Below are 25343 nucleotides of genomic sequence, written 5' to 3' on the forward strand. Positions count from 1 at the left end.
CGGTTCCTTTCACCGGTCACCGGCGGCGGGCGGCGGTTCGTCCGGCAGCCGTACGGCGAGGGCGGACATCTCCGACAGCGCGGGCAGCGCCTCGGCGATCGCCCGCCGCTGTCCGGCGTCCAGGTGCCGGGCCAGTTCGGCGAGCCTGGCGATCCGGTCCGCGCGGCGGCTGTGGACGATCTCGGCGCCCGCGGGGGTGATGTGCACGAGCACGGCCCGGCCGTCGGTCGGGTCGGGCCGCCGCCTGACCAGGCCGTCGCGTTCGAGACGGGTGACGAGCTGGGTGATCGCCGGTTGGGTGACCTGTTCGCTCGCCTTCAGCTCCGACAGACGCAGCGGCCCGCTACCGGCCAGGGTGTGCAGCACTCCCAGCGTGGTGAAGCTCATCCGCTCAACGGAGGCGAGGCGGATGAAGACTCCCGTGAACCTCTCCACGGCGAGGGCGAGGGCCTCGACATCGAGGCCGTCCGATGACTCGTACGGCGGCACGACAGGACTGTATCACCGACTTATATAAATTACTTATCTAGTTCGGGAGGGGGGCGAGCCCCCCTCCCGAGGGAACCACGGGACTCAGCGGACCGGCGCGGTGGCCAGCGCGGTGGCCAGCGAGGTCGCCGGACGCCCCGTCAGCCTCGGTACGGCGTCGCCGACCCCGGCCAGCTCACCCTTGGCGATGGCCGTGTAGGTCGAGACCCACGCGTCGACCTCCCAGTCGGGGGCGCCGTAGTGCTCCCTGGAGCGGTAGGCCTCCTCGACGGTCTCCCGGTGGTAGGTGACGGGGCGCCCGGTGACCTCGGTGATGATCGCGGCGGCCTCCTCAAGGGTGATCGCCTCGGGGCCGGTCAGGTCGTACGTCGCGCCCGCGTGTTCACCGGGTGAGCCCAGGACCGCGACGGCGGCGTCGGCGATGTCGTCGAGGGCCACGACCGACACCCGCCCGTCCTCCGCGGGACCGCGCAGCACGCCGTCCTGACCGGCCATCAGGGGCAGCAGGTCGGCGTACATGTTGTCCCGCAGGAACGTGAACGGCACTCCCGTGGCCCGGATGTGCTCCTCGGTCGCCCAGTGGTCGCGGGCGAGAGTGAACGTGGCGTCGGGGGCGGCCCCGTAGAAGGAGACGTACACCAGGTGGCCGACGCCCGCGGCGACCGCGGCGTCCACGAAGGCCCGGTGCTGGGCGACGCGGTCGGGTGCCTCGGAGGCCGAGACCATGAGCAGGGTCTCGATCCCGTCGAGGGCCTGGCGCGCGGCCTCCCCGTCGGCGAAGTCCGCGCGCGCGACCCGGGCCCCGTCCAGCCGGGGCGCGCGGGCGGGGTCGCGGACGACGAGCCTCTGACTGGTCCCCGAGGCGGCGAGCCTGGCGGCGACACGCCCGCCGAGTCTGCCGGTTACTCCTGTGACAGCGATGGTGGTCATGCTTGAAAGGTACTGGCGCCCCCCACGGCCACCGGGCAGGCATACCCCCGGACGACTCACCGGAAAGTGACAAATCCCCGGCGGCATGCCCCATAAGACATTAGAGCGCTCACCCGAATCGCTTGACGGGTGGCCGTATACCGCTGTCAACTCCGGCCTTCCCGGACCTCCCTTCCCATGGGGGCGTCCTGATCCCTCCGGGCCACGGCGTCACACGGGGGGCGCGAAGGACGTGCCCGACAGGCTCGGGACATCGCTCAGAAAAGGCCGAATAATCACGAAAAAAAACGAAATATTGCTATTTTTCGCGTCAATTTTGGCACTTTACTCGAACATTGATACGGGCTGGTTGTCGTTTACCAAGAAGAGCGCGAGGGGAGTATTGAACTCGCGCCCGGAAGCATGTCGCGGCGTTTTTCCATCTTCGGACTATTTTTCATGGAGTGATGATGCGCCCTGGGAACAGACCCGCCCGCGCCCTGTCCGCCGTCGCGCTGGGAGTCGCCCTCGCGGCACTCGCGCCCCTGCCCGCCCTCGCCGCCGGCCCCGCTGCCTCCGCCGCCGCCCTCGCCACCGTCTCCGCCGCTGTCCCCGCCACCGGACCTGAATCCGTGCCCGGCTCCGGCGTGGGAGAACCCGCGGACCCCGGTGAGGTCGAGCCGGGCATCTCATGGACGAACACCCTGAAGCCCTCGGGCCTGGGCAGGCGCGGAACGCACTGATCCCACGTCCCGCACCCCCGCTCCGCCCCCACGGAAGGCCCGCGAGGCCCCCGCGAGGCCCCCATGAGAGCCCGGTGAAGGCCCGGTGAAGAACCCGGAGACCGGCTCAGCCCAGGCGTGAGACGAGGACCCCGGCACGCGCGAGCTGCGCCTCGCGTGCCCTCCGCACCGCGCGGCCCAGCAGCGTACGGTTCCAGGCCTGCACCACCAGCCTGTCCTCGACCTCGGTCCCGCCGTCCCGGTCCCGCAGGGTGAACCGGTAGCCGAGCTTGACCCCGCCGGGACCCGCGGCCTCCCCCTCGACGGTCTCCGGAGTACTCCTGAGCGTCACCTTCACCAGGCTCTCGTACCTGACGAGACCGAGCAGCCTGAGCCGCTCGACCGAGACGTAGCGCGTCTCCCCGTCCACCGTGCTGACGTCCCTGATCGCCACCACCAGCGGCGAGAGCCCCACGTAGCTCTGCGGCTGGCTCAGGTGCGCCCGGAGCGCCGCCGGGGTGTTACGCACATGGAAGGTGTTGTGCAGCGTGACTTTCGGCATGACATGTCCCCCAAATCATGATCTTTAGGGGGAGACAGTAGCCGGTTCTGACATGTACCACCGGGTGTGTTGCTCACCTCGGGTGAGGGAGTCGAGCCTGCGAGGCAGCTCGCTGCGCGAGAACGGGTCGGCCCCCGCGTTGCGGATGTGGATGCCCACGGCGTACATGTCCCGGATCTCCATGAGCGTCGAGTAACCCGGCCAGGAGCGCAGGTCACTGCCGTAGGCGTCGGCGAAGGCGTCCACCTCGGCCGCGCTCAGCCCGAACCGGCGCTGACCGTGGTAGGTGTGCACCAGGTCCCACTCACGGGGTCCGACCGCGACCCCGTCCCAGTCGCACAGCACCACGTGGCCGTCGGTGCAGCGCAACAGGTTGTCGATCCAGGCGTCCCCGTGCAGCAGCACCGGCGAGCCGCCGGTGTCCAGCCCCGCCCAGCGTTCGGACAGCTCGGCGATGCGGTCGCGCAGCCAGGCCCGCTGGCAGGGGGTGAGCACCGCCGACCCGTCGACCGTCACCCGCAGTTCGGCCAGCGGATCGGCGAAGCGCTTCAACGCCACCGGGGGCACCGGCAGCAGGTGCAGGCTGCGCAGGATCTCTCCCAGCTCGGTGGTCGTCGGACGGCCGCTCGCGGGCACGTAGTGCCAGAAGGTCACGACGCCGCCCTCGTGGGTCACCGGCTGCTCGGAGATCTCGTCGGCGGGACGCACCGCGGGAAAGCCCTGCTGGGCGAGCCAGCGGGCGACCGCGAGCACCAGTGGAAGCCTGGTCCGCGCGTTCGGCGCGGTGGCGATCCTGACCACGATCCTGCCGCGCAGCTTGAAGACGGCGTTGCTCCGCACACGAAGGAGTTCGGCGTCCCGGTGGTCGATCCCGAGATCCTCGCAGACCTCGCGCAGGACCCGGAACGCCCCCTCCGCGAGCGGGCCCATCAGCTCACCGGCAGGGCATCGACGACCAGGTCTGTCAGGCGGCGCACCGCCGCGGCCCTGCGCCTGCCCTCCGGCACCTCCGACAGCACCACCCTGGCGCGGCTGAGCACGATGGAGGTGCGGTGCTCCGGCGGCACCTGGAGCAGGGCCTTCTCCGCCAGGTGGCAGGCGTCGTCCGCCTTGCCCCCGCGGGCCATGTGCGCGGCCTGGTCGAGCAGGAGCAGCACCGGGTCGATGGTGTAGGCCCCGGAGGGACCGGGTGTCCAGTCGACCTCCTCCCCCAGCTCGATCAGCGTGCCGATCCGGTAGAACTGCAGGCGGCGTTCGGAGAAGCGGAAGGCCAGATGGTCGTGCCCCTCGGGAGGCATCCTGGCGAAGATCCGCTCCGCCTCGGCCAGCGCCGCCCTGGCGGCCTTGTGCTCGCCGAGCCTGGCCAGCGCCCGCGCCTCGGCCGCCGCCCCGAGGGCCGCCGGAGAGCTGGGCGCGTTCCCCGCGAGCGTCCTGGCCTCCCTGGCGAGCCGTACGGTCTCGGCGAGGTCCCCGTAGTAATAGGGCAGCATCGCCTGCTGTGCCCTGACCAGGGCCCGCAGCCGCAGGTCGCCCATGTCGTCGGAGGCGGTGCGCGCCGTGCCGTACCAGGCGTGGGCCTGGCGGGTGTCGCCGAGCTTCATCAGCGCGTCCGCGGAGAGCAGCGCGAGCATCACGGTCGCGCTCAGCAGGCGGCGTTGGGCCATCGCGGGCTGGCGGGCGGTGACGAGCGAGCGCACGTCGCACAGTTCGAGCATCAGCCGGTAGAGCATCGGCAGCGGGGCACTGGTGATGTACTCGCGGCGGTAGCGGAGCACCTGCTCGTCGAGCGCGTCGAGCTGGTCCTCGGTGACGGTGGCGCGGGCGAGGGTGCGGTCGAGCTCCTGGCGGGTCCGTTCGACCTCGGCCAGCAGCCGCCCGTTCATCACGAAGCGGGAGCCGAGCAGCGCGTGGTGGAACAGCGCCCGCCGTTCCATGTCGCTCCTGCCGTCACCCGCGACGTCGCCCTCGCGCCGTTCCTCCGCCCGGTACGGCTGGCGCCCCTCACCTCCGGAGAGCACGACGACCCTGGCCTCGCTCTCGTCGTCGCAGTAGTCACCCGCCAGGCCGAGCCGTACGGCGTTGGCCCGGTAGAGCCGCGCCAGCAGATCGATGGTCTGCGGGCGGGGACGGGCGCGCTTGTTCTCCCAGGCGTTGAGGAGGTCGATGTTGGCCCGGGCCTCCCCCAGATCCTGGCGCAGGCACATCTCCTCAAGTTCCTGTACGGCCTGCCTGGCCGACCACCCCCTGGCCAGCCGGTGGGCCTTCAGGAGGCTGACCCCGCAGCAACCGTGGATGGCCTGTGCCGTCTGCCAGGGCGTCCACTGCTCGGAGCCGGCCTGCTCACGCCAGCGGCGCGCACACGCGGGAGAATGTTCACCTCGGGCCACGGCGCCCTCCCCGTCGCTGTTTACACAAGATTAACGAGAGCGAAGCACAGCGTAAGCATGCTCATGCATTGCTTTCCCTTTATTCGCGGTTTACGCACGGAACGGCGACAACTTTCCCAGGTATTCCACTGATCCGGCGCCGATCCGGCTCGAAGGCCGATTGCCTCACATGCCCCCGAACCGCACTCTGCACATTAAAGCCAACACCGTCCGCCAGGAGTGATCCACATGACGGCAAAGCGCGGCGAGGCCGTCGACCATCTGCGCCGGCTCGCCTCCCAGCTGGAGGCCCATTCCTTCCAGGTGCACCTGAGGTCGTCTCACGGACCTTATCCCCGCCTCCACGTGGTCAACCCGATGGCCCCGACCATGACGGAGGACGTCCTCGCCTCCCACGACGAGGACGGTGAGTGGTGGTTCTGGCTCTCGTGGGCCGGGCGTATCGGTCAGGCCGAGGACGTCGCGACGGCTGCGGAGCGTGTGGCCAGTGTGCTTCATGTGATACGCCGATAGGTGATTCTTGGGCTCCACATGGGTAACACCCGATGATCAAGCCCAGAAAGGAGCGGGAACGTGAAAAGGATCCACCTCATCCAGCGCCCCCGGCCCCCACGTGAGCCGGTTCCGCTCGACCTGCGTACTCCCTCGGGCAGAGCCCTCCCTTTTTGACCCCTTTCAGTGCCATGCATCCCCTTCTGACCGCCGCCCTCCGGCGGCCGCCCCGCGCCCCAGCGGCGGGTCACGGCCGCGGAGCGCGTCGCCTCTCTCCCCTTAGGAGCCCCTTTCAAGGGAAATTTCTCCTTTTTTGAACCCCCCTTTCAAGGTAACTTCAAGTACTTTGCAGGGGTCCCAGGTCATCCTTGCGGCCATGAGCAGCGTTCTCTTCACCGTCAGTGTCAGCGTGGTGGTCCCCGCCATGAACGAGGCCGCCAACCTGCCGCACGTCTTCGCGACGCTGCCGGAGTGGGTGGACGAGGTCATACTGGTCGACGGCAACTCGACCGACGACACGGTCGCCGTCGCCGAGAAGCTCCGTCCGGGACTGCGCGTCGTGACGCAGACCGGCAGGGGCAAGGGCAACGCCCTCACCGAGGGGTTCGCCGCCGCGAAGGGCGACATCATCGTCATGATCGACGCCGACGGTTCGACGGACGGGCGGGAGATCGTCGCCTTCGTGACCGCCCTGACCGAGGGCGCCGACTTCGCCAAGGGCTCCCGCTACATCCCCGGCGGCGGCTCCGACGACATCAGCCGGACCCGCTCCCTGGGCAACCGCGCCCTCACGATGATCACCAACCGTCTCTACGGCACCCGCTACACCGACCTGTGTTACGGCTACAACGCCTTCTGGGCGCGCCACCTCGAAGTCCTGAACCTCGACTGCGACGGCTTCGAGATCGAGACGCTGATGAACGTGCGCGCCGCCAAGGCCGGGCTCGTGATCCGCGAGGTGCCCAGCCACGAGCGCAGCCGCATCCACGGCGTCAGCAACCTGCACGCCGTACGGGACGGTCTGCGCGTGCTCAGGACCATCCTGCGCGAGCGCCGCCGCACCACCTCTCCCCGGCGCGAGCACGCCTCCGTCTGACCCCGAGCGGCTAGTATGTGAGTCTAGACAGACTGGACAGTCGATTCCGGCGGAGGCACCCATGGGCGGATGGCAACTCCAGGAGGCCAAGCAGCGTTTCAGCGAGGTCATCCGGCGTGCTCTGAGCGAAGGGCCTCAGACCGTCACCCGGCACGGGGAGGAGGTCGCCGTCGTCATCGACATCACCGAATACCGTCGTCTCAGGGGCGAGACCCCCGACTTCGGGCGCTTCCTGCTTTCGGCTCCCGACTGGGACGACGACGTCGAGTTCCCCCGCGACCGGGACCTTCCCAGAACGGTTCACCTCGACTGATGGGCACCGGTTACCTCCTCGACACGAACGTGGTCTCCGAGGCGCGCAAGCGGAACGGGAATCCCCTGGTCAGGGAGTGGATCGCCGCCACGCACGGCCCCGTCCTCCACCTCAGCAGCCTGACGGTCGGCGAGATCCGCTGCGGGGTCGAACTCCACAGGCGCAGGGATCCCGCGCAGGCCACCGTGCTGGAACGCTGGCTCGCCGAACTGCTGCGGCAGTTCGGCGATCGCATCGCCCCGATCACCCCCGAGGTCGCCGAGGAATGGGGACGGCTGAACGCCGTGCGGCCGGTTTCCACGGCGGACGGGTTGATCGCCGCGACAGCCAGGGTGAACGGCTGGACGCTGGTCACCCGCAACGTCAAGGACTTCGAGGGGACAGGCGTCTCCCTCATAGATCCGTTCGACCTGCCGCCCGCCTGATCAGCCGAACTTCGTCTTCGGGCGCTCCTGCAGGACGCCGTCCACGTAGACGTCCACCTTCTCGTCGTAGAACGCGACGAGCCCGGCGACACGCCCGCTCTCCTCAAGCGGGGTCCGGTAGGACCAGGCCAGGTCGGCCTGGCCGTTGACGCTCCAGTACTCCGCCACCCCCTTGTACGGGCAGCGGGTCACGGTCTCGGTCGAAACGAGAAGGTCGAGCCGGACATCGGTCTTCGGCAGGTAGTAACGCGGCGGCAGGCCCGTCTCGAACAGGATCCTGGGGTGGTGCGAGTCGGCGACGACGACGCCGTCCACCTCGACGCGCACATGCCGCGAGGACGGCAGGACGTCGACCCGGGTGTAAGGATCGCGGGGATGGACGTAGACCTCCTCGTCCTCCTCGAACCAGGCGTCGGCCGCCTCCCACTCGAACCGCACGTGGTCGCGCAGTTCCTCGACGGGCGAGTCGGGATAGGCGAGGGCCGCGTCGGCGACTCCCGCCACGTCGTACAGCACAGCCTCACCCCGGCTCGGCGAGTGCGCGCTCCTGCCGTTGGGCTCCAGCTCGACGGCGACGTCCCGCCGGGGGAAGTAGTAGGTCGGGTAGTAGGGCACCTCCCACACCAGCAGTGCCCGGGTGGTGTCGGCGGCCACCCTGCCCCCGAAGAGGACCCGTACTCTCTTCGCGCTCCGCTCCACACGGACACGCCCACGCGTAACCGGTTCCATGTCACCGCCAACCCCGACCGTCTCCGGACTATTCCGGCACGGACGGGCCTGGACCCGTGGGCCCGTGCGACCAGAGCGGGTGGACCACAGAACGCTCAGAGGTTCTCCTCCGCCGGTGTTCCCAGAGGTGCCCGGGGGCGTAGCGCGCCCGCGGTGGCGACGGTCGTCAGGACGATCACCGAAAGCACGGCGAAGGTGACGGGAAGCGACGTCAGGTGGGCGATCCAGCCGGTCACCGCGGGGGCCAGCAGCCCCGACAGGTAGGTGATCGTCGCCACCCCCGCGACGCCCTGGCTCGGCGCCGTGGTCGCCCTGCCCCCGGCGGCGAAGGTCAGCGGCACGATCACGGCTATTCCCAGGCCGAACAGCGCGAACCCGGCGACGCCCGGCAGCGGGTCGCGCGCCGTGACGATGACCACCCCTCCGGCGACCGCGAGCAGGCCGCCGGTCCGTACGGTGGCGACCGGCCCGAGGCGCTGGACGATCAGGTCTCCCAGCAGCCTGGTAACGGCCATGGCCAGGGTGAAGGTCGCGTAGGCCGCGGCGGCCATACCCGGCCCCGCCCCGGTGACGTCCGTGACGTAGACGGCCGACCAGTTCATGCTCGCCCCCTCGGCGAAGGTCGCGCAGAACCCGACCGCGCCGATCGCCAGGACGGCCCGCGAGGGTACGGCGAAGCGGGGCGGCGCCTGCTCTCCCGGCTCAGGGCGGACGTCCGGCAGGCCGCGGCTCGCCACGAGGCCGGTGGCCAGCAGGACGAGCGCGACGGCGCCGTGGTGCAGGCGCGCGTCGACCCCGGCCTGGGCGGCGACGACCCCGATCCCGGCGCCGGCCAGGCTGCCCACACTCCACATGCCGTGCAGCCCCGACATGATCGAACGTCCCAGGCTCCGCTCGACGATCACCCCCTGGGCGTTCATCGTGACGTCGCACGTGCCCGCCGCCGCGCCGTACATCAGGAAGATCGCGCACAACCAGACGAACCCGGGGGCCTGGGAGGGGATCGCGAGGGCGACGCACCACAGGGCGAGCAGGATCCTCGTGGCGGCGCGCCCGCCGATGCGGTGGACGAGGCGGCCGGCCATCGGCATCGCGATGAAAGCCCCCACCGCAGGACAGAACAGGGCGATCCCCAGTGCGGCGGGATCGAGACTCAGATGGTCTTGCAGCCACGGGACGCGGGTCGCCATGCTTCCCGCTACCGCCCCGTGGACGGCGAACACCGCCGCGACCGCGATGCGGGCGCGTTGATTGTCGTTGCGCATGGTGTGAGAAACTAACAGGCAGGCTTCCTGATTAAAAGGGGATAAATGAGGACCGCGACTCCGCAGATGGCCAGGGCGATCAACGACCGCCTCGCCCTGGACCTGCTGCTCGAACACGGAACGCTGACCGCCCCGCAGCTACGGGCGCTCACGGGGTTGTCCCGCCCGACCGTGTCCGACCTCATCGAACGCCTGCAGACCAACGGACTCATCGAGGTCGTCGGCAAGAGCGGTGACGAACGCCGGGGGCCGAACGCCCGCCTGTACGGCATCGTGGCCGGACGCGCCCACGTGGCCGGAGCCGACATACGGCGCGACACGGTCACCGTGACCGTTTCCGACATCACCGGAAGCCCGGTCGGCTCGGCGAGCCGCGAGATCGGCCCCGGGAACGGAGCCCTGATCACCTCGCCCACCTACCCCCAGCACGCCAGGGCGGCCGCCCCTCTGGCCGGGGTCGTCGCCGACGCCGTCGCCGCTGCGGCCGGCTCCCGGAGTCTGCACGCCGTCGTCCTCGGCGTTCCGGGGATGGTCGATCCGCACAGCGGCGAACTGGCCGTGGACAACGGTGTGCCCGGCTGGCAGCCGAACCTGCTCCAGACGCTGCGCCGCAGGATCGACGCGCGGATCAGCCTGGAGAACGACGTCAACCTCGCCGCCGTCGCCGAACACCGCGCCGGTTCCGCGCAGGGGCGCGAGGACTTCGTGCTGCTCTGGCTCGACGACGCCGTGGGCGCGGCGGTCACCCTCGGCGGAAGGCTGCGCAGGGGCGCCTCGGGTGGCGCGGGGGAGATCACGCCGCTCGGCTTCCCCGAGGGCTCCTTCTGCGACCTGCTGGACGCCAAGGCCGCCGTCGGGCTCGACCGGGACACCCTGGCCGCCAGGATCGCCCGGATGGCCTTCACCACGGTCGCCGTCCTGGACCCGGGACTCGTGGTCCTCGGCGGGGAGACGGGCCGCTCCGGCGGTGAGGAACTGGCCGCGCGGGTCGGCGAGCACCTCGACACGCTCTCCCCGGTCCCCACCCAGGTCCGCGCGGGCACGGTCGAGGGCAACGCGATCCTCAACGGCGCCCTGTTCACGGCCCTGTCCATCGCCCAGCGGGACGTCTTCGGCGACCCCCCGATGTGACCGACCGCCCTCGGGTCAGGGCCCGGTACGGCGCCGGCGGAGGGAACGGAAGGCGGCACGGGTGACGATCCCGGCACCGGCCACGGTCAGCAGGAACAACAGCGTCGGCCGCCACGACCAGGCGGGACCGGTCAACGCGAGGTGCTCAACGGGGTATTCGTTGTACTTCGCGGTCGCGCGGGCGGTGGCCACGTCGGTGTGGACGGCCAGGTCGCGCAGCACCGGGTCGAAGCCGGACTCGGCGGCGCCGCGCCCCGCGTGCGGCAGTTCGACGGACAGGCCGCGCCCGGCGGCCAGACGGGTGAGCGCGGGATCGACCTGCCCTACCGCGCCGACACCGGGGACGACCAGCCGGGAGAGGGCCGGGGCCGTACCGTCCGCCGGTTCGGCCACCAGGGTCACGCCGTGCCGGGTGGTGACCGCCGGGGTGCCCGCGAGCGCGACCGCGTGGGCCGCGAAGGAGCCGCCCGCGTAGACCTCGAACGCCGCGGCGACGTCGATCTCACCGGCCCCCGGGTTCAGCCCGATGCCGACGACCGGCCGGAACCAGGGGAAGGCCGCGTTGAGCGCGTAGGGCAGGTCCGCCAGAGCCGGCTCTTCGGCCGGGATCACGGTCGAGGTGTCGGGCGACCAGCCGGGATAGCCGACCTCGGCGCCGACACGCCGGGCCTCGGCCTCCCCCGCCAGCCGTTCGACCAGCCGCAACGCGCCGACGACGCCGGAGGTCACACCCGCGGTCGTGGTGACCGGGCCGTCCTCGACGTAACGTCTGCCCTGAACCCAGCGGGTGTCCGGATAGTCGCTCCGGAGAGCCCCGATGACCCCCCAGTGCGAGGTCGCGGCGCGTCCCCTGAGCAGACCACCGGCCGCGACCAGCCGGGAGCCCGCGCAGACGCCCAGGATCCGGGCGCCCGCGGCGGCCTGACGGGCGATCCAGGCGCGCAGCGGCGCCTCGGCCTCACCCTCGGGGTCGACCACGGCCGGAACCACGACCACGTCGGGCACCGCGTCCCCGGTCTCCGCCTCCTCAAGCGTGCGGTCGGGCAGCAGGCGCAGGCCGCCGGACAACGGGACCGGCTCCCTGCGCGCGGCCACCGTGCGGACGAGGAACCGATCGGAGCGGGCGAAGACCTCGTACGGCCCGAGCACGTCGGTGGTCACCGAACCGCTCGTCCCGACCACGACCGCGACCTTGATCCGTCCCTGCGGCGCCTCCCCCGCCGGAGGCTTCCCGGGTACGGCTCGCGGGGCCGTCGGGTAGCTGTCCCGCATGGAGACCACGACTCCGGTCACACACGTTCCACCAACAAGAACACCCCACATGGCGATGAAAAGGATTATCCGTACGAGCAATCTGACGCGTGGAGGCATGCGGAAGCTCCTGGGGTGTGAGGGGTCCCGGCCCGCTCAGGAACCGGGAACAAGAAGAAGGGGAAGGGCCGGACGGTCAGCCGGTTTCCCGCCGGAACTCCGAGGGCGGCCCGCCGTACCTGGCCTTGAACAGGCGGCGGAAGTGCCGTCCCTCGCGGAAGCCGCACCGGACGGCCACGGCGTCGATCGGCAGGCTGGTCTCGCGCAGCAGGGACATGGCGCGTTCGAGCCGCAGCCGCTGCCGGTACTCCAGCGGGGTGATCCCGGTCGCCGCGGTGAAGGCCCGGCTGAGCCCCCTCGGGGACAGGTTCGCCACCTCGGCCAGTTCGGCCAGGGTGGACGCGGCGTCGATGCTCCCCGCGAGGTGGTCCTGCACCCGGTGGACGGCGGAGTCCAGGTGCGACCGGTGCCTCAGGAACTGGCTGATCTGCTCTCCCGCGCCGTCCCTGCGCAGGTAGACCACCAGTTCCCGGGCGACGGCCGTGGTCAGGGCGGGGCCGTGGTCCCGCTCGACCAGCGAGAGCGCGAGATCGACCCCCGCTGAGACGCCCGCGCTGGTGCTGACCGGGCCGTCGTGGACGTAGAGCACCGCCTCCTGCACCCTGGCCGCCGGATATCTGGCGCGCATCGCCTCGACCAGCGACCAGTGCGTGGTGCAGCGGCGCCCGTCCAGCAGACCCGCCTCGCCCAGCGCCACCGCACCGGTGCAGACCGACGCCAGCCGCGCCCCTGCGGCGGCCGCCGTACGCAGCCAGCCGATCACGGTCTCCGAGACGTACGGCTCTCGGTGCTCACGCAGCCTGGGGCCCGGGACCAGCACCAGATCACCGGCCACGACCCGGGGCAGGGCACCGAGCCCCGCGAGGCTCACCCCCTGGGCGGTCGCCACCCGCTCGGCGTCGGCGACGTGCTCGATCCGGTATCCCGCGCCGAGAAACGCGGCGGCGTCGAACACCTGCACCGGACCCGCCAGGTCGAGCAGGTTCACCTCGGGCAGGACCAGCACCACGACCCTGCCGGTACTTCCGGTCCCCTCATCAGCCACGACGCCGACGCTACCGGCCGTCACCCCGGCCCCGGCAGGGCCGTACGGGCCTCACACCGGACGGATCAGGACACCGTGAACCTCCGGTCAGGCCGCTTCCAGGGCGTCGGCGACGGAGGGGAAGACCTCGAAGACCTGGGTCAGACCCGCCAGGTTGAGCCTGCGGGCCAGGTTTCCCTGGACACCGGTGAGGATGAGCCGTACTCCCGCGAGCTGGCCCTGGTGACGGGCCTGGAGCAGTTCACCGATGCCGGAGGAGTCGCAGAACGTCAGGGCCGACAGGTCGAGGATGAGGGTCGGCGACTGCAGGAGTTCCCACGCCCTGCCGAGCTCCGCACGCAACAACCGCGTGTGGTAGTGGTCCAGCTCCCCGCTCACCCGCACCACGAGCGTCGTACCGTGCAGCCCGGACGTGGCGCTGAAACTCGGCTCCGGCTCTTTTCCCGCGAACATCATCAACCTTCTGTACCGAACCTCTCCCAGCCGTGTAACTGTCTCACACGGAACGGGTCCCTCCGTGAGCCCGGAGGCCATGCCGCCGGACGCATCCCCCACTATCCCGTTTGGCGTGCCTCGTCCCCGTCCCAGACGGCGGAGGACGCGTCTTCACTCGTCCTGTCAGGGTGCCCAGGGCTGACAGGTCTATTCAGGATCGGCACCGTCCTGAGGGCACTCTGGGGGAGGATGCCCGCATGGGACATCTACGCTCTGTCACGCTCGTGCTCGCCGGGGTGACCCTGATGGCCTCCTGTGGCGCGCATCCTCCCGAGCCGTCCCCCACCTCGTCCCAGGGGCCACCGCCGAGCCGTACGGCGCAGCGGAACCCGTCGCCGGTCTCGCCCGCCTGGAAGGCCGTCAGGCCCGCCGAGCTGGCGGCGAGTTCCGCGCTGCTCGACGTGGCGGCGGCCGGGCCTCGTGAGGTGTGGGCGGTCGGCTACCAGACGGGCGCCGAGGACCGGGAGGGCGCTCCCGCCGTGACCAGGTGGGACGGTGTGAGATGGCGCGAGGTCACCGGGCTGAACCATCACGACGTCAACCACCTGACGGGCGTCAGCGTGGCCGGCCCCCTGGACGTCTGGGTCGCGGGCAACGGGGTGAACGCGTTCGCCGCGCGCTGGGACGGGCGGCGCTGGACGGCGCGTCGGCCCTTCGGCGTCGCGGAGGACTACCGGCTGACGGACGTCGCCGCCACAGGGGGTACGGGGAACACGGGGGGCACAGCGTGGTTCACCGGGAACGGCCCGTCCGGCGGGGTGCTGATCCGGTGGGACGGCACGGCCTTCCGCAACGTGCTCACCGGCAGCGGCGGCACCTTCGAGGCGGTCACCGCCAGGCAGGGGCACGTCTGGGCGGTCGGAGCGGCCCAGGACGGCACCCCGCTGGTCTGGCACGGCTCCCCGGAGCGCTGGGAGCGGTCGAGGACGCCCGCGATCCCCGGCGGCACCCTGCGGCGGGTCTGGCAGGTCTCCCCGTCCGACGTGTGGGCGGTCGGGGAGGTCACGCCCGCCGGGGCCGTACGGGACGGAGCCCGGATCAGGCAGGGGCAGCCGCTGGTCCTGCACTGGGACGGGACCCGGTGGGCCAGGGCCGAGGTGCCGGTCGCCCACGGCGCCCTGCAGGGTGTCACCGCCTCCGGCCCCGGGGAGGTGTGGATCAGCGGCGTGGACGCCGACCATCCGGGACAGGCTCTCCTGCTCCGCTTCGACGGCACGGCGTGGACACGCGAGTACGGCCCGCTCCTGCGTCCCCGCCGCCCCGACCAGCAGTACGAGGACAGTGACCACGTCACCAGGACGGGTGTCACCCGGGTGCCCGGCACGGCCACGCTGTGGGCGGTCGGCTCGGTCGGCGTCGGCGACGACGAGGACGACTTCGTCCTCAGACGTTGAGCCCGTTCCTTCCGATTTCAAGTTTTACCTGTCTCCTCGCCGCGATCTTCAGGCCGGGAACCGGCGTGCGCATCCCCTGCCACGTCGGGCTTCCCGGCCCGTCCGATATCCGGAGAGTGCTCCGTTTTCACTCTCCGGACGGCTCGAAACAAATTCGATCACCCATGGACACCCCAAATCGCCCTTGGAATGTCGTACTCTCTCCCAAACTCCAATAAAGAGGGAGTCTGACATGAAACGTATAAGAATCACCCAAAGGCCTCGGCCGCCACGTCAGCCCGCCTCTCTCGACCTGCGCACCCCTTCAGGACGAGCGCTCCCGTTCTGACAGGAACAACCTGTTGACGAACCAGAGCACCACCCCGACGACGAGCAGCAGACCCGCCCGCACGTAGACGTCGGCGCCGCGCCCCGTGATCGGCAGCGCGAGCACCAGGCAGACCACCGCGCCGAGCGCCGGCATCCAACTGGGCGCCCGGTAGTGGTCATGGCCGACGGGATCCTTGCGCAGCACGAGCACGGCCACGTTGACCAGTGCGAAGACCAGCAACAGCAGCAGCACCGTCGTGTCGGCCAGATCGCCGACATCGCCGGTCGCGACCAGCACCGCCGCGATCGCGGTGGTGAACAGGACGGCCACCCAGGGCGTCGCCCTGGTCGAGTGCACCGAGGCGAAGACCTTCGGCACGATGCCCTCGCGTGCCATGCCGTACACCAGGCGTGAGGCCATGATCATGTTGATCAGCGCGGTGTTGCCGACCGCGAGCAGCGCGATCAGCGCGAACAGCTTGGGCGGGAACGCCAGGCCCGCGACCTTGACGACCTCAAGAAGTGGGCCCGTCGAGCTGGTCAGGGTCTTGGCGTCCACCAGCATCGTCGCGGTGAACGCCACCGCCAGATAGATCAGCGCCGCGACCGCCAGACCGCCGAAGAGCGCCCTGGGGTAGTCGCGCTGCGGATCCTTCGACTCCTCGGCCAGGTTGACCGAGTCCTCGAAGCCGAGCAACGCGTAGAAGGCGAGAGCCGTACCGCCGAGAACGCCGAGGAAGGCGCCGTTCGCCGGATGGAACTCCAGGGCCCGGGCGGGCTCACCCTCCCCGGACAGCAGCGCGTAGATCCCGATCACGATGATCACCACGAGCCCGAACGCCTCGATGACGGTCAGGACCACGTTGACCTTGATGGACTCGGAGATGCCGGCGAAGTTCACCAGCGTCACCAGCCCCAGGAAGACGAACGCCCCGGCCATCACCGGCAGGGTGACGAACTCCCCGAGGTACTTGCCGCCGAACGCGCGCGCCGCCGCGCTCGCCGAGGTGATCCCGCTCATCAGCACCGCGAAGGCCACGACGAAGGTCAAAAAGGGGATGTTGAACGCCTTGTTCGTGTACAGCGCGGCCCCGGCGGCCTGGGGATACTTCCCGACGAGTTCGGCGTAGGCCGTCGCGGTCAGCGCGGCCAGCACGAAGGCCACCAGGAACGGCAGCCACAGAGCGCCGCCGACATATCCGGCGACCTTCCCCACCAGGGCGTATATCCCCGCACCGAGGATGTCGCCGACCACGAAGAGCAACAGGACCCGGCGCCCGATCACCCGCTTGAGCGAGTGCTGGGCCGCGCCGGAATCGATCACCGCCTCAGCCATGCCGCGCTCCTACCCGTCCTCCGGCGGATCTCACCCAGCGTCACTCGGGCACCACCTGTAAGCGTCATGAAAGTGCGCCGCAAGGAGATCCCCTACTGTTCTCTCTGTCACAAGAAGTAATGAAAGGTAGAAATGTTCTCCGTCCTCTCCTCCCGTCGTATCGCCGCCACCATCGCGGGAGCCGCACTTCTCTCCTTCACCGCCGCCTGTGGCGGGTCCGGCAACGCCGAGTTCTGCGCCCAGGCGCCCTGGACCAAGGCCTTCACGGACTACACCACCGCCACCGCCAGCGCCGGCACCGACTTCAGCAAGTTCAACGACGCCAGCCAGAAGCTGTCGGCCGACCTGAAGGAGCTCGCCGGCAAGACCGACGGGGACCTCGCCTCCGCACTCAACGACCTCGCCAAGACCTGGGGCGACTTCAAGATCGACCCCAAGGACCCGGCCGGAGCCGGCGCCACCGTGCAGAACATGGCCAAGAGCGCCCAGGAGGCCACCGTCAAGCTGGGCAAGGCCTGCTCCTCCTGACCTATCTGATCTGACCTCTCCACCCCGTGCCTCCCGCTCCCAGGGAGGCACACCCGAGGGACACAGCCGCCGCTCCGCCTGCGGGGGGCAGCGCGGGGCGGCGGCTGTGTTCCTTTGCGCCGCCTTCGACAGTACGGTCTTGGACTCCCAGGGTCGGCGTCTTCCCTCGTCACCCCGTCGCTTCGCTCCTGCGTTCCTCAGTCCAAGCACCGACGCGCCCAAGCCGAAACTCCTCACACTTGGGGCCGGTAAAGCACAAGATGTGCTGCTTTGCGGCTCCTTCGGCAGCGCGGGTTTGGGCGCTTCGAGTCGGCGTCCTCTTTCATCGTTCGTCCGTTACGCCCCCTCGCTCCGCAGCCCAGATGCCGAGGACGCCCCAAACCGGCACTCCCCACACTTGGCACCGGGGAAGGCGGGGCGAACTCTTCGTTTCCAGTGCCGGGTGCCGTGGGTTGAGGCGTGTTACGGGGATGCCCACGCGGAGAACGACGCTGGGGGAATCGGCGTCCGAACCGACGGCTCTGGGGGTCGGGTGAGCCCGAGTCGGCACCCAGGGTGTTTCCCCGACCTGAGTTCGACCGGCCAGGTTCATGCCGTGTCCTGTAAGCCCCTGCCGTCCGGTGGGGGCTTTGTCGTTCGGCAGACTCCTGCCGGCCTTGCATCACGCGCCATAAACATGCATCGCATGCCAGGCGGCGAGGACGATCCGAGGGACTCTTTACCGGGTGTCAGCCCCTTGTCAGCCGCGCAGCGCGCGGGCCTCGGCGTAGCACTGCTCGAAGCCCTCAAGCACGGCGGGCCACGAACAGCGCACCGGCTCCGTCTCACGGTTGTGGGCCGCGATCGACTCGCGCAGGTCGCGGTCGCGCACCAGCTTGGCCACCGAGGTGACCAGGCCCTCGAAGCTCTCGCCGAGCAGTCCCTCCTTGCCGGGACGGACGAAGTCGGCCACCCCGCTCTGGGCCCGCGCCACCACCGGCACCCCGGCCACCCTGGCCTCAAGCGCCGCAAGTCCGAAGGACTCCCTGGGAGCGGGGGCGACGAAGACGTCGGCGGAGGCGAGCAGCTCACGGATCCGCTCACGGCTGTAGCGACCGGGGAGCGAGACCCACCCCGTCATCTCGTTCGCCCGCAGATAACGCTCCATCTGGGAGCGCGCGGGGCCGTCGCCCACGACGGTCGCCCGCATCCGCGTCTCGGCGGGCACCAGGGCGCGGGCCTCCTTGAGGAGCCTGAGCAACCTGACCGGCTGCTTGCGGGGCGCAAGCCGTCCGACCGCCACGACGTGCACGGAAGCGTCCTGATCGACCTCGCCACCGGAGTCGGGGACGGCCTGGCGCCAGGCCGAGACGTCCAGGCCGTTCGAGACCACGTGGACCGGCACCCTGCGCCCCGCGACCGAGCGGATCGGCCGGGCCGCGGCCTCACTCACCGCGGTGCCGACCAGCCCCCAGCGGTGCCATTCGAACAGCAGCCGCAGCCCCCGGTAGAGGGCACGGGTCACCGGATCCCACATGCTGTGCACGGTCACCACGACGGGCAGCCCGGCCCGTACGGCGGCGCGGACGCCCATCCAGGCGAACGGTGAGACCGCGCCCATGTGAACGTGCACCACGTCGGGCCGCCGTACCTTGACCAGACGCAGCAGGTGACCGACGCCGAACGGGTGAACAGGCAGGTCGAAGGGGAGTTTCGCAACGATCCGATACACGCCCCGCAGCGCCTCCCCCGGCGTCGCGGTCGCGACCTCGACCTCGTGGCCCGCCTCCCGCTCCATCCGGACCAGATCGGCCACCTGCACCTCTATCCCACCCAGACGCGGCAGGTAACAGTCACTGACGTGGAGGATCCTCACCGTGCCAGCCTAAAGCGTCCACCCCACCCCACCCCGCGCCCCCAGGACCCCGCGGAAGATCCCCCCGTTCAGCCCGCCATCCTTCGGTCCCCCCGACGACCCGGGCCTCGCGAACGCTCCAAGGCCCTGCCGATGCCTCGGATCCCGTCATCCCCTCTAAGGTTTTGTTCGGGGGTACCGGTGCCACACGTGAGGGGTCACGACTCGGGCGCGTCGGTGTCCGGGCTGAGGACGCGGGAGCGAAGCGACGCGGTGACGAGGGAAGACACCGACCCGAAGCGCCCAAGATTGCGCAAGGCACCACGGCCTGCGCTTTCCCGGAGCCATGTGTGAGGAGTGTCCGGCTTGGGCGCGTCGGTGCTTGGACTGAGGAGCGAAGGAGCGCAGCGGATGAGCGACGAGGGAAAGCACCGACCCGGAGGCGCCCAAGCCCGCGACGCCGCCAGGCGGCGCAAAGAAACACAACCCGCGACGCCAAAGGCGTCGCAAAGCAACGCAGCCGTGTTCTTCCATGCCCACCCCGACGACGAGGCCCTGCTGACCGCCGGGACCATGGCGATGCTCGCCGCCCAGGGCCACCGGGTGATCCTGGTCGTCGCCACCTCGGGGGAACTCGGTCAGGCCGATCTCGAACCCGGTGAGGCCCTGGGGGCCGCCAGGATGGCCGAGCTGTACAGGTCGGCCGCCGCGCTCGGCTGCGCCAGGGTGGTGAACCTCGGCTACGGCGACTCGGGGCTCGCCCCGGACGGCGGCGTCGCCGAGGGACGCGCGGGGAACGCCTTCATCGACGCCGACGTCGAAGAGGCCGCGGGGCGGCTGGCCGAGATCCTCACCGAGGAGGGGGCCGACCTGCTGACGACCTACGACCCGGCGGGGGGCTACGGGCATCCCGACCATGTTCAGGTGAACCGGGTGGGCGCGCGGGCGGCCGAGATCGCGGGCACCCCGATCGTGCTCGAGGCGACGGTCAACCGTGATCCTCTGCTGAAGGGGCTGCGTCTGATCAGCAGGTTCTTCCCGCAGCTGGACATCCGTTCCTTCGAGCGGGCCTACTCCCCCGGGTCGGTGATCACCCATCGGGTCGGGGTACGGCGTTTCGCCCGGCAGAAGCGGGCGAGCATGGCGGCGCACGCCTCCCAGGCGACGGGGGCGGACACCCGGACGCTCGGGGTGATGCTGAAGGTGCCCCTGCCGCTCTACCGGCTCATCTTCGGCACCGAGTGGTACGTCCGCCGTGATCTGCCGCAGGGCGCCAGGCTGAGGCATCCGTTCGAAGCTCCTCCCAAAGGATGAGCCCCGGACCGGCACACTTGGTCGAGGGGGTTTCATGAAGAACAAGTGGGTTCAGATCGGACTGTCGGTCGTGTCGCTGGCACTGGCCGCGACGCTCGTGCGTTTCCTGCCGCAGATCGTCGAGGCGATGACCGGCAAGCACGTCTCGTGGTCGCAGATCGGCGCCCAGTTCTCCGGGCTGAGCTGGCAGATGATCGCGCTGATGGCCGCCGTCTGGCTGGCGAGCCTGCTGGCCTACACGTTCGTGCTGACGGCCTCCCTGCCCGGTCTGACCCACCTGCAGGCTCTCACGTTGAACGCGGCCGGCAGCGCGGTGAGCAACCTGCTGCCGTTCGGCGGCGCCGCCGGGGTCGCGATGACGATCGGGATGACCAAGGGGTGGGGCTTCCCGCTGCGGCCCGTGGTGGTCTCGACGCTGGCCAGCGGCATCTGGAACACCCTGTTCCGGTTCATCCTGCCCGCGGTCGGCATCCTGGCGCTGCTGCTCAGCGGGCAGCGGCTCAGCCCGGCGGTGACCAGCGCGGGCTGGGTCGGCGCGCTGTCCATCCTGGTGCTGGTCGTCGTGGTCGCCTCCGCGCTGTACTGGGACGCCGCCGCCGCGCTGCTCGGCCGGGTTCTCGACGCCGCCGCCCGGCTGCTTCCCCGCCGGTGGCGTCCGACCGGTCACGGCCCCTCCCACTCCCTCGACCGGCTGCGCGCCGACACCTCCGAGGTCGTACGGCACCGCTGGCCGGGACTCACCCTGGGCATGATCTTCTTCCTCGGCCTGCAGTGGCTGATCCTCGTCTGCTGTCTCCAGGCGACCGGCTCCTATCCGGGCCTGGCTCAGTCGATCGCGGTCTTCGCCCTGTCCAGGGTGCTGACCACCGCCGTCGTCACCCCGAGCGGGACCGGCATCATGGAGGCCGGGACCGTCGGCGCACTGGTCTTCTTCGGGGCCCCGCTCGATTCGGCCACGGCCGCTGCGTTGCTTTTCGGCTTCTGGACCTACACTGTCGAAATCCCCTTCGGCGGTCTGGCACTTGGCGCGTGGGCGCTCCTGCGCAGGCGTGAGAGCACGGTCCAGGCCCCCGAGAAAGAGCCGATCAGCCGCTAGATTGGGAAAAACCTTGTGCGCGATTCGAAGGCCCGCATAGCGTGGCGGCTGACATGGCGGGTGAAATCGTAGCGTTCCGGGTCCTCGGCCCGGTCGAGGCGCACTCCGGTGACGACGAGCTCGATCTGGGCGGGTTACGCCAGCGTGCCGTCCTCGCCCGGCTTCTGGTGGCGCGGGGGCAGGTCGTCCCCGTTGACTCCCTTCTCTATGACCTGTGGGACGACGACGCGGCCAAGGGCGCGCAGTCGGGGTTGCAGGTCTACATCTCCCGGCTGCGGCGGGTCCTCGAACCCGGCCGTCCGCGTGGGGGGCCGAACCGGCTGCTGGTGACCGTCGCCTCGGGTTACGCGTTGCGTGTCGCGCCCGACCAGGTGGACGCGTTGCGGTTCGAGGCCATGGTCCGCGCCGCCGGTGAGCAGCTCGAAGGCGACGACCCCGCCTCGGCGCGGGCGCGTCTTGAGAAGGCGCTGGGGTTGTGGCGTGGCACGCCGTACTCCGACTTCGCCGACCAGCCGTGGGCGGAGGCGGAGGTGAACCGCCTGACCGAGCTGAGGCTGGTGGCCCGTGAGCGGCACGCCGACAGCAGTCTGCGTCTCGGGCTGCCCGCGGAGGCCGTACCCGATCTGGAGGCGTTGACCGCCGAGCACCCGATGCGTGAGGAGGGCTGGCGGCTGCTCGCCCTCGGCCTCTACCGGTGCGGACGGCAGGCCGACGCGCTGGCCGCGCTGCGCAGGGCGCGCACGATCCTCGCCGACGAGCTGGGCATCGACCCGGGTCCCGCGCTGCGCAAGCTTGAGTCGGACATCCTGGCTCAGGACCCCGGTCTCCAGCTCGCCGTCCCACCGGCGAGACAGCGTACGGCGGTGCCCGCCGACACCTGGCCGCCCCGTCCGGCGGCGGCCCCCGCCGAGTTGCCGCCCCTGGAGCCCGAGCCGTTCGTCGGACGGGAGGCGGAGCTGAGCAGGCTGATGACCGCGGCGGCCAGGACGGGCCGTTTCACCGCGGCCGTGATCAGCGGTGACGCGGGCGCGGGCAAGACGATGCTGGTCCGCAGGCTCGCCAGGCAGCTCGCCGACGACGGCTGGGGAACCTCCTCGGGCGCGTGCCCCGACAGCAGCGCCACCCCGCCCGTCTGGGCGTGGGTGGAGATCCTGCGCACCCTGGTGGACGTCACCGGGGCGGGTGAGTACGCCCCGCTGCTGGCCCCGTTGCTGGACGACACCGCGGCCGAGCCCGACGAGGACCAGGCCTCCGGTGGGTTCCGGCTGCACCGGGCGGTCGGCGGTTACCTGGCGGCCGTCGCCAAGGAGCGGCCGATCCTGCTGACGCTGGAGGACCTGCACTGGGCCGACGACCAGACGCTCGCGCTGCTGCGGGCGCTGCCGAGCCTGCTGGCGACCAGCCGGGTGCTGCTCGTGGTGACCTGCAGGGACAGCGAGCTGAGCGACCAGCAGGCGGACGTGCTCGCCGCGCTGGCCAGGCTCGGTCCCGTGCGGGTCGGCCTGACGGGTCTGGACGCCGAGGCCGTCGCCGAACTGGTCAGGGCCACCTGTGTGCGCGCGGTCGACGAGGACGCGGTCAACAGCATCGTCGAACGGACCGGCGGCAACCCGTTCTTCGTCCGTGAGACCGTACGCCTGCTGGACGCAGAGGCGGTGAGCGACCGCGCGACGGCGGCCGAGGTGATCTCCGGTGTGCCGTCCGGTGTCCGTGACGTGCTGCGACGCCGGATCGCCAGGCTGCCCGCCGCCGCCCAGCAGATCCTGCTGCAGGCGGCGGTGATCGGCCGTGACGTCGATGTGGACGTGCTGGTCGACGTCGCGGGTGACGAGGACGCGGTGGTCGACGCCGTTGAGGCGGCTCTGCTGGCCGGGCTGGTCACCGAGCCGGGTCCCGGCATGCTGCGTTTCGATCACGACCTGGTCCGGGACACCGTCTACTCGGACGCGTCCAGGCTGCGCCGTTCCCGTCTGCACGCCGCCGTCGCCTCGGCGATCGAGCGCAGGCATCCCGGGGACGTGGCCGCGCTCGCCCACCACTACGACGCGGCGGGCACCGCGGAGACCGCGGCCAAGGCTGTGCGCTACGCGGGACTGGCAGCCGAGCAGGCCGAACGGCGTTTCGCCCACCGTGAGGCGGCCTCGCTGTGGGAGAAGGCGATCGCCGCCTTCGACAGGTCCGGTGCCGCCTCGACCCCGGAGAGCACCCGTGAGCGTCTGCTGCTGACCCTGAACCTGATCAAGGCGCTGGCGTTGTGCGGGGACATGGCCGCGGCCCGCAGGCGGCGGCGTGAGGCGATGGACACCGCCCTGCCGCTGGGCAACCTGGAGCTGACCGCCAGGGTCGCCGCCTCCCTCGCCGTGCCGCACAAGGGTATGGCCCGTGACTTCACCCGTACGGCGTGGGAGATCGTGGACGTCGCCGAGCAGGCGCTGGTCGAGCTGCCGGCGGGCGAACAGTCGCTGCGGGCGAGCCTGCTGGCCACCCTGGCGCTCGAACTTGAGGGGTCGGCGACCTCCAGGGGTGAGCAGGCATCCCTTGAGGCGGAGGAGCTGGCCAGGCGCAGTGGTGATCCGGCGCTGCTGGCGACCGCGCTGAGCGGGCGGCTGCGTCAGTCGTACGGCATCACCCCCGTCGGGGAGCGCGAGGTCATCGGCAGGGAGTTGCTTGAGGTCGGCAAGACGACCGGCCAGGTCTCGGTCCAGGCCTTGGCGCATCTGGTGCTGATGGAGTGCGCCGCGGCCTCCGGCGCGTTCGCCGAGGCCGACGCGCACGTGGCCGCGTCGGAACGGCTCGCCAGGCAGTACGGCCTGCCCGCCCCCGCCGCCGTGGGCGCGTGGTACGCCGGGCAGCGCCTGATGATCGCCGGTGACTTCTCAGGGGCGGCGCTCGCCTACCGGGACGCCGCGCGGCTGACCGCGAAGGCGGGCATGCTCGAAGGCCGTCAGGACCTTCCGCTGATCACCACGTTCTGCCTGCACCTGGTCAACGGCAGGGCCGCCGACATGGTCGAACCGCTGGCCGAGGCCCATCAGCGGGGGGCCAAGTGGACTCTCGACGCCTACGCCGTGGCGCTGGCCTCGGCCGGGCACACGCGGGACGCCAGGGCGGTCATCGCGGTCAAGACTCCGGTCCGCCCTGACTTCCTCTACGAGCTGGCGATGGTCTGGCGGGCCCTGGCCGGGATGCTGCTGGACGACCGGGAACGGATGACCGAGGCCTACGACACGCTCAAGCCGTTCGCCGAGCGGATCGCGGGCGCGGGAACGGGTGTGGTCGCGTTGTGGCCGGTCTCACTGACCCTGGGTGACCTGGCGCTCAGGCTGGGCTTCTCCGACGCGGTGCGCCCGCACTACGAGGACGCCCTGACCGTCGCCCGGCGGGTCGGGGTGACCCGCTGGGTCGAGGCGGCGCAGCGTTCGCTCAGCAGCTGACGCGGAACCTGGCGCTGTGCGCGGTCGGACGGCCGGGGACGGAGAGCGTGACGCGGTACAGACCGGGGTTGCCGACGACCCTCGGCTGCCATTCGACGGTCTGACGCTCTCCGGTGAAGCCGGAGCCGCCGCTCAGGTAGGTGCGCCAGCTGCGGGATGACTCGCTCCAGCGCTGCAGGCGCCAGCCGTAGGTGACGGTTCTTTCCGGGTGCGGGTTGCCGATGACGCTGCGCGCCTCGTACGGCCTGTCGCATGGGCCGCCCTCGGTTGCGGGGGTGACGGTGACCGTGCCCTCCGCCAGGGTGGTCTCCGCCTGGCCCTGCGCCGTGGTCTCCTGCATGGACTTGGACGACAACTCCACGGTCTCCACCGACGCGTCGTCCGCGCTGACCGCCCGCACCGTGGTCGCGGGGGTGCGCGGCACCTCGATCCCGGCGTAGGCTCCGACAAAGGCGAGCGTGGCGACCAGCAGTTTCACGACGCTCGCGGTTCCACTGGCCACCACCGGCGTGAGACTGCCTCGCGGACTCATGACTGTTCCCTCCCTGTTTCTGCCCCTTACTTGTAGCCCGGGATGGTTGATCTCCGCTTGACGTCCGGTTGCAGTGTCAACGGCGGCTGAACGGGCTCCCACCCGACCCCCTGGACAAGGTCAGGTAAGCCTGCC

At 70.7% G+C, this 25343-nt stretch carries 24 protein-coding genes; 11 read left to right on the forward strand and 13 right to left on the reverse strand.

Annotation, left to right across the window (positions count from 1 at the left end; genetic code table 11):
* Positions 1 to 9: 9 nt before the first annotated feature.
* Together ACFYY8_RS19750 and ACFYY8_RS19755 are read right to left on the reverse strand one after the other, a co-directional pair.
* On the reverse strand, positions 10 to 489 hold the full coding sequence (locus ACFYY8_RS19750; RefSeq protein ID WP_390042762.1) for a MarR family winged helix-turn-helix transcriptional regulator: 480 nt from the start codon (positions 487 to 489) through the stop codon (positions 10 to 12).
* 84 nt (positions 490 to 573) lie between these two features.
* The gene (locus ACFYY8_RS19755) at positions 574 to 1419 is read right to left on the reverse strand and encodes an SDR family oxidoreductase (RefSeq protein WP_390042764.1); all 846 of its coding nucleotides are present in this window, start codon (positions 1417 to 1419) and stop codon (positions 574 to 576) included.
* A 446-nt stretch (positions 1420 to 1865) separates the two neighbouring features.
* Here ACFYY8_RS19755 and ACFYY8_RS19760 point away from each other — a divergent pair, with 446 nt between their 5' ends.
* Positions 1866 to 2141 carry a hypothetical protein gene (locus ACFYY8_RS19760; protein ID WP_390042766.1) on the forward strand — a complete coding sequence of 92 codons (276 nt, stop codon included), beginning with the start codon at positions 1866 to 1868 and terminating at the stop codon, positions 2139 to 2141.
* A gap of 106 nt (positions 2142 to 2247) precedes the next feature.
* On the opposite strand, the gene ACFYY8_RS19765 is transcribed toward ACFYY8_RS19760, so the two are convergent.
* The 3 genes from ACFYY8_RS19765 to ACFYY8_RS19775 are packed head-to-tail and all read right to left on the reverse strand — an operon-like array spanning position 2248 to position 5069.
* A complete protein-coding gene (locus ACFYY8_RS19765; RefSeq protein ID WP_390042768.1) occupies positions 2248 to 2682 on the reverse strand; it encodes an SRPBCC family protein in 435 nt (144 codons plus the stop codon).
* A gap of 24 nt (positions 2683 to 2706) precedes the next feature.
* Entirely contained in the window at positions 2707 to 3612 is a 906-nt protein-coding gene (locus ACFYY8_RS19770; protein ID WP_390042770.1) for a phosphotransferase enzyme family protein, read from the reverse strand.
* On the reverse strand, positions 3612 to 5069 hold the full coding sequence (locus ACFYY8_RS19775; RefSeq protein WP_390042772.1) for an XRE family transcriptional regulator: 1458 nt from the start codon (positions 5067 to 5069) through the stop codon (positions 3612 to 3614). Before ACFYY8_RS19775 ends, ACFYY8_RS19770 begins: the two co-directional genes overlap by 1 nt.
* Before the next feature lie 228 nt (positions 5070 to 5297).
* Between ACFYY8_RS19775 and ACFYY8_RS19780 the strand changes: the two genes are divergently transcribed.
* From ACFYY8_RS19780 to ACFYY8_RS19795, 4 genes are all read left to right on the forward strand, one after another.
* Entirely contained in the window at positions 5298 to 5582 is a 285-nt protein-coding gene (locus ACFYY8_RS19780) for a hypothetical protein (RefSeq protein WP_352010557.1), read from the forward strand.
* A 355-nt stretch (positions 5583 to 5937) separates the two neighbouring features.
* A complete protein-coding gene (locus ACFYY8_RS19785; RefSeq protein WP_390042774.1) occupies positions 5938 to 6657 on the forward strand; it encodes a glycosyltransferase family 2 protein in 720 nt (239 codons plus the stop codon).
* A gap of 61 nt (positions 6658 to 6718) precedes the next feature.
* On the forward strand, positions 6719 to 6970 hold the full coding sequence (locus ACFYY8_RS19790) for a type II toxin-antitoxin system Phd/YefM family antitoxin (protein WP_362773636.1): 252 nt from the start codon (positions 6719 to 6721) through the stop codon (positions 6968 to 6970).
* On the forward strand, positions 6970 to 7395 hold the full coding sequence (locus ACFYY8_RS19795) for a type II toxin-antitoxin system VapC family toxin (RefSeq protein WP_390042776.1): 426 nt from the start codon (positions 6970 to 6972) through the stop codon (positions 7393 to 7395). Before ACFYY8_RS19790 ends, ACFYY8_RS19795 begins: the two co-directional genes overlap by 1 nt.
* On the opposite strand, the gene ACFYY8_RS19800 is transcribed toward ACFYY8_RS19795, so the two are convergent.
* Positions 7396 to 8124, reverse strand: coding sequence for a DUF427 domain-containing protein (locus tag ACFYY8_RS19800; protein ID WP_390042778.1), 729 nt, complete (start codon positions 8122 to 8124; stop codon positions 7396 to 7398).
* Between the two features lie 95 nt (positions 8125 to 8219).
* A complete protein-coding gene (locus ACFYY8_RS19805; RefSeq protein WP_390042780.1) occupies positions 8220 to 9389 on the reverse strand; it encodes an MFS transporter in 1170 nt (389 codons plus the stop codon).
* 45 nt (positions 9390 to 9434) lie between these two features.
* Between ACFYY8_RS19805 and ACFYY8_RS19810 the strand changes: the two genes are divergently transcribed.
* Positions 9435 to 10520 (forward strand): ROK family transcriptional regulator, encoded by a 1086-nt coding sequence (locus ACFYY8_RS19810; protein ID WP_390042782.1) that lies wholly within the window; start codon positions 9435 to 9437, stop codon positions 10518 to 10520.
* Between the two features lie 15 nt (positions 10521 to 10535).
* Here ACFYY8_RS19810 and ACFYY8_RS19815 read toward each other — a convergent pair whose 3' ends face one another.
* From ACFYY8_RS19815 to ACFYY8_RS19825, 3 genes are all read right to left on the reverse strand, one after another.
* Entirely contained in the window at positions 10536 to 11813 is a 1278-nt protein-coding gene (locus tag ACFYY8_RS19815) for a DJ-1/PfpI family protein (RefSeq protein WP_390042784.1), read from the reverse strand.
* A gap of 154 nt (positions 11814 to 11967) precedes the next feature.
* Entirely contained in the window at positions 11968 to 12936 is a 969-nt protein-coding gene (locus tag ACFYY8_RS19820; RefSeq protein WP_390042786.1) for a GlxA family transcriptional regulator, read from the reverse strand.
* Between the two features lie 87 nt (positions 12937 to 13023).
* Positions 13024 to 13392, reverse strand: coding sequence for an STAS domain-containing protein (locus tag ACFYY8_RS19825; RefSeq protein ID WP_390042788.1), 369 nt, complete (start codon positions 13390 to 13392; stop codon positions 13024 to 13026).
* Positions 13393 to 13628: 236 nt separating this feature from the next.
* On the opposite strand from ACFYY8_RS19825, the gene ACFYY8_RS19830 reads away from it, so the two are divergent.
* Complete coding sequence (locus ACFYY8_RS19830; RefSeq protein ID WP_390042791.1) at positions 13629 to 14825, forward strand: hypothetical protein; 1197 nt, start codon at positions 13629 to 13631, stop codon at positions 14823 to 14825.
* Between the two features lie 304 nt (positions 14826 to 15129).
* Here the strand turns inward: ACFYY8_RS19830 and ACFYY8_RS19835 are convergent, their stop codons facing one another.
* Complete coding sequence (locus tag ACFYY8_RS19835) at positions 15130 to 16470, reverse strand: APC family permease (RefSeq protein WP_352010546.1); 1341 nt, start codon at positions 16468 to 16470, stop codon at positions 15130 to 15132.
* Positions 16471 to 16602: 132 nt separating this feature from the next.
* Here ACFYY8_RS19835 and ACFYY8_RS19840 point away from each other — a divergent pair, with 132 nt between their 5' ends.
* Positions 16603 to 16998, forward strand: coding sequence for a hypothetical protein (locus ACFYY8_RS19840; RefSeq protein ID WP_390042796.1), 396 nt, complete (start codon positions 16603 to 16605; stop codon positions 16996 to 16998).
* A 739-nt stretch (positions 16999 to 17737) separates the two neighbouring features.
* Here the strand turns inward: ACFYY8_RS19840 and ACFYY8_RS19845 are convergent.
* Positions 17738 to 18853: a glycosyltransferase family 4 protein gene (locus tag ACFYY8_RS19845; protein WP_390042798.1), complete on the reverse strand. Its 1116-nt coding sequence runs from the start codon at positions 18851 to 18853 to the stop codon at positions 17738 to 17740.
* A gap of 501 nt (positions 18854 to 19354) precedes the next feature.
* Here ACFYY8_RS19845 and ACFYY8_RS19850 point away from each other — a divergent pair.
* From ACFYY8_RS19850 to ACFYY8_RS19860, 3 genes are read left to right on the forward strand one after another with little or no spacing between them, the layout of a single operon-like run.
* On the forward strand, positions 19355 to 20146 hold the full coding sequence (locus tag ACFYY8_RS19850) for a PIG-L deacetylase family protein (protein ID WP_390042800.1): 792 nt from the start codon (positions 19355 to 19357) through the stop codon (positions 20144 to 20146).
* A gap of 34 nt (positions 20147 to 20180) precedes the next feature.
* On the forward strand, positions 20181 to 21242 hold the full coding sequence (locus tag ACFYY8_RS19855; RefSeq protein ID WP_390042802.1) for a YbhN family protein: 1062 nt from the start codon (positions 20181 to 20183) through the stop codon (positions 21240 to 21242).
* Positions 21243 to 21295: 53 nt separating this feature from the next.
* Positions 21296 to 24676: a BTAD domain-containing putative transcriptional regulator gene (locus ACFYY8_RS19860; RefSeq protein WP_390042804.1), complete on the forward strand. Its 3381-nt coding sequence runs from the start codon at positions 21296 to 21298 to the stop codon at positions 24674 to 24676.
* Here the strand turns inward: ACFYY8_RS19860 and ACFYY8_RS19865 are convergent.
* Entirely contained in the window at positions 24666 to 25208 is a 543-nt protein-coding gene (locus ACFYY8_RS19865; RefSeq protein WP_390042807.1) for a hypothetical protein, read from the reverse strand. The two genes, ACFYY8_RS19860 and ACFYY8_RS19865, sit on opposite strands and share 11 nt — an antisense overlap.
* Positions 25209 to 25343: the final 135 nt, after the last annotated feature.

The organism is Streptosporangium sp. NPDC001559 (assembly GCF_042893955.1).
Taxonomy (GTDB): Bacteria; Actinomycetota; Actinomycetes; order Streptosporangiales; family Streptosporangiaceae; genus Streptosporangium.

Excerpts from the sequence above, each read along its gene's own strand:
- ACFYY8_RS19780 (WP_352010557.1), top strand. The coding sequence starts at position 5,298 with ATGACGGCAAAGCGCGGCGAGGCCGTCGACCATCTGCGCCGGCTCGCC.
- ACFYY8_RS19800 (WP_390042778.1), bottom strand. The coding sequence starts at position 8,124 with ATGGAACCGGTTACGCGTGGGCGTGTCCGTGTGGAGCGGAGCGCGAAG.
- ACFYY8_RS19770 (WP_390042770.1), bottom strand. The coding sequence starts at position 3,612 with ATGGGCCCGCTCGCGGAGGGGGCGTTCCGGGTCCTGCGCGAGGTCTGC.
- ACFYY8_RS19825 (WP_390042788.1), bottom strand. The coding sequence starts at position 13,392 with ATGATGTTCGCGGGAAAAGAGCCGGAGCCGAGTTTCAGCGCCACGTCC.
- ACFYY8_RS19840 (WP_390042796.1), top strand. The coding sequence starts at position 16,603 with ATGTTCTCCGTCCTCTCCTCCCGTCGTATCGCCGCCACCATCGCGGGA.
- ACFYY8_RS19755 (WP_390042764.1), bottom strand. The coding sequence starts at position 1,419 with ATGACCACCATCGCTGTCACAGGAGTAACCGGCAGACTCGGCGGGCGT.
- ACFYY8_RS19810 (WP_390042782.1), top strand. The coding sequence starts at position 9,435 with ATGAGGACCGCGACTCCGCAGATGGCCAGGGCGATCAACGACCGCCTC.
- ACFYY8_RS19805 (WP_390042780.1), bottom strand. The coding sequence starts at position 9,389 with ATGCGCAACGACAATCAACGCGCCCGCATCGCGGTCGCGGCGGTGTTC.
- ACFYY8_RS19785 (WP_390042774.1), top strand. The coding sequence starts at position 5,938 with ATGAGCAGCGTTCTCTTCACCGTCAGTGTCAGCGTGGTGGTCCCCGCC.
- ACFYY8_RS19760 (WP_390042766.1), top strand. The coding sequence starts at position 1,866 with ATGATGCGCCCTGGGAACAGACCCGCCCGCGCCCTGTCCGCCGTCGCG.
- ACFYY8_RS19790 (WP_362773636.1), top strand. The coding sequence starts at position 6,719 with ATGGGCGGATGGCAACTCCAGGAGGCCAAGCAGCGTTTCAGCGAGGTC.
- ACFYY8_RS19830 (WP_390042791.1), top strand. The coding sequence starts at position 13,629 with ATGGGACATCTACGCTCTGTCACGCTCGTGCTCGCCGGGGTGACCCTG.
- ACFYY8_RS19835 (WP_352010546.1), bottom strand. The coding sequence starts at position 16,470 with ATGGCTGAGGCGGTGATCGATTCCGGCGCGGCCCAGCACTCGCTCAAG.
- ACFYY8_RS19855 (WP_390042802.1), top strand. The coding sequence starts at position 20,181 with ATGAAGAACAAGTGGGTTCAGATCGGACTGTCGGTCGTGTCGCTGGCA.
- ACFYY8_RS19860 (WP_390042804.1), top strand. The coding sequence starts at position 21,296 with ATGGCGGGTGAAATCGTAGCGTTCCGGGTCCTCGGCCCGGTCGAGGCG.
- ACFYY8_RS19765 (WP_390042768.1), bottom strand. The coding sequence starts at position 2,682 with ATGCCGAAAGTCACGCTGCACAACACCTTCCATGTGCGTAACACCCCG.
- ACFYY8_RS19795 (WP_390042776.1), top strand. The coding sequence starts at position 6,970 with ATGGGCACCGGTTACCTCCTCGACACGAACGTGGTCTCCGAGGCGCGC.
- ACFYY8_RS19865 (WP_390042807.1), bottom strand. The coding sequence starts at position 25,208 with ATGAGTCCGCGAGGCAGTCTCACGCCGGTGGTGGCCAGTGGAACCGCG.